This window comes from uncultured Salinicola sp. (genome assembly GCF_937921195.1).
GTDB lineage: Bacteria > Pseudomonadota > Gammaproteobacteria > Pseudomonadales > Halomonadaceae > Salinicola.
The window spans coordinates 1-5,617 of sequence record NZ_CALFQK010000140.1 but is presented as its reverse complement, the minus strand read 5'-3'; the positions used below and the strand labels follow the sequence as shown (position 1 = coordinate 5,617).

The following is a 5,617-nucleotide window of genomic DNA, read 5'->3' as shown; positions in this document are numbered from 1 at the left end:
CAGATAGGTATACCCGCTGAGGCCTTCCGACAGCTCGCTGACGAACAGTTCGCGCTCTTCGACGCTCAGCGGGCTGGCGATCAGCTGTTCGGTGAGCTTCTGCTTGAGCGCCACGGCGTCGAAGTTGACGTAACCGAGCACGTCGGCGACCGCGTCACCCTGCTGGACGTGGGAGAGCCGCCACTCGCCGTTGTGGTCGAGGGCGACGTCGACCGAGTCGGTATCGCCGAACAGGTTGTGCAGGTCGCCGAGGATCTCCTGATAGGCACCGACCAGAAACAGCCCGATCAGCTTGTCGTCATCGTCGTCCCACTCCGGTAGCGGCAGCGTGCTCTCGAGTCCCTGGCCGTCGACGTAGAGATCGATCCGGCCATCGGAGTCGCAGGTGATGTCCTGGATCACGCCGCGGCGGGTCGGTTCGCGATCCAGCCCGGTCAGCGGCAGCACCGGGAACACCTGATCGATCCCCCACACGTCCGGCAGCGACTGGAACAGCGAGAAGTTGGCGAACAGCTTGTCGGCGAGCTTCTCCGCCAGCTCGTCGGCGATTTCCCGGTGGGCACGGTTGCGGTTGTCGAGACGCTGGTGCAGACGCTGGCACGCGGCGAAGTAGACCGACTCGCCCTCGGCTCGGGCCTGCATGTCGGCCAGTCCCAGCACGAAGCGATCCTGCAGTTCCCCCACGGCCTGGACCACGTCGTGATAGGCCTCGACCAGGTCCCGCGGCTCGCGCATGCCCTCGAGGCGATCGTAGACCCGCCACAGCTCGGCGACGTGGGCGTCGCCCTCGACCCGGCGCTCCGGTTCGATGTGCCCGAGCCGCTCCTCGCCGATCACGTTGGTGACCAGTACCGCATGGTGGGCGGTCAGCGCGCGGCCGGATTCGGAAATCAACCGGGGGTGCGGCAGGTCGTGGGTTTCGCAGATCTGACGGAAGGCCCACACCACGTTGGTGGCGTACTCCTGCATCGAGTAGTTGATCGAACAGAAACTGCGCGAGCGGGTGCCTTCGTAATCCACGCCCAGGCCGCCGCCGACGTCCACCGTATCGATCGGCGCGCCCAGCTCGCGCAGGCTGTGGTAGAAGCGCGCGCATTCGCGCAGGCCGCGCTGGATATCACGGATGTTGGCGATCTGCGAGCCGAGGTGGAAGTGCACCAGTTGCAGGCTGTCCAGGGCGTCGGCGTCGCGCAGCCGCTCGGTGATGGCCAGCAACTGGCTGGCGGTAAGCCCGAACTTGGATTTCTCGCCGCCGGTGTCCTGCCACTTGCCTTTGCCGACGGAGGAGAGCCGGGCGCGCAGGCCGATACGCGGCTTGACCTTGAGCTTTTCGGCCTCCTCCAGGATCAGGCTCAACTCGGAGTATTTCTCGACCACCAGGTAGACCTTGTGGCCGAGCTTTTCCCCCATCAGCGCCAGGCGGATGTACTCGCGATCCTTGTAGCCGTTGCAGACGATCAGCGACGAGCCCTCGTCGCCGGAGAGCGCCAGCACCGCCATCAGCTCCGGCTTGCTGCCCGCTTCCAGCCCGACCCGGCCATGGCCACGCTCCTGGGTGGCGAGAATCTCCTCGACCACGCGACGCTGCTGGTTGACCTTGATCGGATAGACCGCGGTATAGCTGCTCTGGTAGTCCTCCTCCTTCATCGCTCGGTCGAAGGCCATGCAGAGCTGCTCGACGCGGTCGTGGAGGATATCGATGAATCGCACCAGCACCGGCAGACGCAGCCCGGCGTCGCGCAGGCGGTCGACCAGGGTGTCGAGCACCAGCGTCGGCCCGGGCGTTTCGCTGCCCAGCGGGCGGACCAGCGTGCGGCCCTGATCGTCGACATCGAAATAGCCGCTGCCCCACTGATCGATGTTGTAGGTACGGCGGGCCTTGGCGGCGGGGGAAGAATGCTTCATGACGCTCTCCGATCGACCGGCGGTGAACACCCGGCGTGAACGATGACGGTGCCGGGAACGCATTTGGCGCGCATTATGACGATCACGGCCCTGGATGTCAGGGAAAAGCTAGTCGAAAGTCGCCACAGGTACAGTGATTGGCGTCGTTGGCCCGTCTGACGGCGTCGGCTCAGGCGATGGCGTCGGGGAAACCGGGGGGCGCGGCCTCGAGCCGTTTGCCCAGCAGCGTGCGGAAGCGCGCCGGGTCGTGGGGCGTGATGTCGTGGGCCGGCGGATCGACGTGGATCACCAGCAGCCGCGACAGCCAGTAGCGCAGTGCCGTCATCCGCAGCATGGTCGGCCACAGTGCACGCTCGCTGGCGGATAGCGGCCGATGTTGCAGGTAGGGCGCCAGGATCGCCTCGTAGCGCGCGACGTTCAGGCTGCCATCGGCGTCGCTGGCCCAGTCGTTGATCACGATTGCCAGATCGAACAGCAGCTCCCCGGTGCAGCCGTTGTAGAAATCGATGATGCCACCGAGTCGGTCACCGTCGTAGAGGGTATTGTCGCGGAACAGGTCGCCGTGGATGGCGCCCGAGGGCAGCTCGATGCCGTCGAACGCCTGGGTGTAGTCGGCGATCTCGCGGCTCATCAGGGCCTGGTCGTCGTCGGAGAGAAACGGCAGCACCTCGCGATGGCGCCGCATGAGCCAGTCGAGATCCCGCGGGTTGGCGCGCTCGCCGGTGAAGTGCTGCGAGGCCTGGTGCATCCGGCCCAAAGCATCGCCGAGCGCGGCGCACTGGGTCAGGTTCGGGGCGCTGGGGTGGCTGCCCGGCATGCGCGGAAACAGCAGTGCGGGGCGACCGGCCAGGCGCTGCAGGGCGACGCCGTCGCGATCGTGAACCGGCCCCGGCACCGGCAACCGCCGTGCGGCCAGATAGTCCAGCAGGTCGACGAAGAACGGCAGATCCTCGAACTCCCCCTGCTCGAACAGCGTCAGTACCCACTCGCCCTGTTCGGTGGTGACGAAGAAGGTGCTGTTCTCGGTGCCCTGCGGCACGCCCTTGAGCGTCTGCAGGCGGCCGACGGTGTAGCGTTCGAGAAACTCGGCGACCTGATCGTCGCTCAATGGGGTGAATACGGCCATGGGATCTCGGAATCTGGGGCGGACATTAGTGATAAAAAACCGCTGATGAAAAACCGCAGGATAAAAAGGCAGCGCGCATTGTAGCGGCTCGCGAGGCGCTCTCCTACCGGCGATCCAGGCGCTGGTCGGTGTGCGGGCCGGACCGCGGGTGCCTCGAGCCGAAACGCCCGCGGTCCGGCGCCGGCATCACTCCTGTTTGACCCACGCCGGTACCGCAACGCTGGACGCCTCGACGCGGCTGAAGTCGCCGTCGCCGTTGTCGTCGTAGAGGAAATAGGGCTTGCCGTCGGCGGGCACGATGCGGATCGCGTAGAGCTTGCCGTTGACGCGGTACTCGTCGATCGTGCGCTGGCCGTCCTGCTGCGAGGTGATGCTGGGCTGCTCCGCGGGCTGCGCCAACGCGGGCAGCGCCGACCCAGCGATCAGCAGCGCCAGCAGCAGGCTCGCCAGCAGTGCCGTCGTTCGCGATCTTGAGGTCTTTCGCGGCCATCGTGACATGGCGGACTCCTTCGCTGGTCTCGGGGCACGGGCCCCCGGGGGTACGGACGAACCCAGTGTATCGCTTTCCACCCCGCCGACGCAGGGGGGCGAACGCCCTGACGCCGAGCCGTGGCTTGCGTATCATGAGGAGATCGAAAGCCAGCCACGGATCACGCAGCTCATGGCAGATGCCCCCATCGTCCTCGTCGACGGATCGTCCTATCTCTATCGCGCCTTTCACGCGCTGCCGCCGCTCTCTACCTCCGATGGGCAGCCCACCGGCGCCGTCCGCGGCGTGCTGGCGATGCTCAAGAGCCTGATCAAGCAGTATCCGCAGAGCCCGATGGCGGTGGTGTTCGATGCCAAGGGCAAGACCTTCCGCGACGAGATCTACGCCGAGTACAAGGCCCACCGGCCGCCGATGCCGGATGACCTGCGCCCGCAGGTCGAGCCGCTGCACGACTGCGTTCGCGCCCTCGGGCTGCCGCTTTTGTGCATCGAGGGCGTGGAGGCGGACGACGTGATCGGCACGCTGGCACGGCTGGCGACGGAATCCGGCCGCGATGCGGTGATCTCCACCGGCGACAAGGACATGGCCCAGCTGGTCAACCAGCACATCACCCTGGTCAACACCATGAAGGGCGAGACCCTGGATATCGCCGGCGTCGAGGCCAAGTTCGGGATTCCGCCGTCGCTGATCATCGACTACCTGGCGCTGATGGGGGACAAGATCGACAACATTCCCGGCGTGCCGGGCGTGGGGGAGAAGACGGCGCTGGGCCTGTTGCAGGGCATCGGCGGCGGGCTGGACGCGATCTACGCCGACCTCGAGAAAGTCACCACGCTGAGTTTCCGCGGCGCCAAGACGATGCCGAAGAAGCTGGAGGAGAATCGCGAGCAGGCCTATCTCTCCTACCAGCTGGCCACCATCAAGACCGACTGCGAGCTGCCGGTGGGGCTCGACGACCTGCACTTGGCCTCACCCGACCGCGAGGCGCTGAAGGCGCTCTACACCCGGCTCGAGTTCAAGAACTGGCTGGGCGAGTTGCTCGAAGGCAAGGACGAGGGCGTCGACGATGTGGGCGCCGAGAACGCTGGCAAATCGGAAATCGACGAGGACGTGACGCTGACCAAGCCGGCGCGCCACGACCAGACGCTGCTGACGCAGGCGGAATTCGATACCTGGCTCGAGCGGCTGAAAGCCAGCGAAGCGTTCTGCTTCGATCTGGAAACCACGAGTCTCAACTACATGGAGGCCGATATCGTCGGTATCGGCCTCTCGCTGGAGCCCGGCGAGGCGGCCTACATCCCCGTCGGTCATGACTATCTCGACGCGCCGGCGCAGCTGGACCGCGACGCCGTGCTGGCGGCGCTCAAGCCGCTGCTGGAAGACCCCGAGATCGGCAAGATCGGCCAGAACCTCAAGTACGATATTTCGGTGCTGGCGCGCTACCGGATCCGGGTCGCCGGCGCGCTGAACGACACCATGCTCGAGTCCTACGTGCTGAACTCCACCGCGACGCGCCACGACATGGATTCGCTGGCGCTCAAGTATCTCGGCGAGAAGACCATCGGTTTCGAGGAGATCGCCGGCAAGGGCGCCAAGCAGCTCACCTTCAACCAGATCGCGCTGGAAGAGGCCGTGCCCTACGCCTGCGAGGACGTCGACATTACCCTGCGTCTGCATCGCGAACTGCGGCCGAAGGTGGAGGCGTCCGGCCGTCTTGCCGAAGTGCTCGATACCCTCGAGCGACCGCTGATTCCGGTGCTCTCGCACATGGAGCGCAATGGCGTCGCGCTGGATGCCAAGCGCCTCCACACCCAGAGCCAGGAACTGGAAGTCCGTATTCGCGAGCTGGAAACCGAAGCCTTCGAACTGGCCGGCAAGGAGTTCAACCTGGGCTCGCCCAAGCAGCTGGCGGAGATTCTGTTCGAGGAGCAGAAGATCCCGGTGATCAAGAAGACGCCCAAGGGCGCGCCGAGTACCGCCGAGGCCGTGCTCGAGGAGCTGGCGCTGGACTACCCGCTGCCCAAGCTGATCATGTCCCATCGCGGCATGACCAAGCTCAAGTCGACCTACACCGACAAGCTGCCGCGCCTGGTCAA

The 5,617-nt window shown here is 65.9% G+C and carries 4 protein-coding genes; 1 reads left to right on the top strand and 3 read right to left on the bottom strand.

Annotated features, from left to right (window positions below; genetic code table 11):
* The 3 genes from speA to Q0602_RS15295 form a co-directional block, all read right to left on the bottom strand.
* The coding region (gene speA / locus Q0602_RS15305) for a biosynthetic arginine decarboxylase (RefSeq protein ID WP_298845122.1) at window positions 1-1,905 on the bottom strand (1,905 nt) is incomplete at its 3' end.
* Between the two features lie 169 nt (window positions 1,906-2,074).
* A complete protein-coding gene (locus Q0602_RS15300; protein ID WP_298845119.1) occupies window positions 2,075-3,031 on the bottom strand; it encodes a homoserine kinase in 957 nt (318 codons plus the stop codon).
* Window positions 3,032-3,217: 186 nt separating this feature from the next.
* Window positions 3,218-3,529 carry a DUF2782 domain-containing protein gene (locus tag Q0602_RS15295; protein ID WP_298845116.1) on the bottom strand — a complete coding sequence of 104 codons (312 nt, stop codon included), beginning with the start codon at window positions 3,527-3,529 and terminating at the stop codon, window positions 3,218-3,220.
* A 163-nt stretch (window positions 3,530-3,692) separates the two neighbouring features.
* Here Q0602_RS15295 and Q0602_RS15290 point away from each other — a divergent pair.
* A partial coding sequence (locus Q0602_RS15290; protein ID WP_298845113.1) for a DNA polymerase occupies window positions 3,693-5,617 on the top strand: 1,925 nt, incomplete at its 3' end.

Coding starts and splice junctions, on each gene's coding strand:
- Q0602_RS15300 (WP_298845119.1), bottom strand. CDS start 3,031: ATGGCCGTATTCACCCCATTGAGCGACGATCAGGTCGCCGAGTTTCTC.
- Q0602_RS15295 (WP_298845116.1), bottom strand. CDS start 3,529: ATGTCACGATGGCCGCGAAAGACCTCAAGATCGCGAACGACGGCACTG.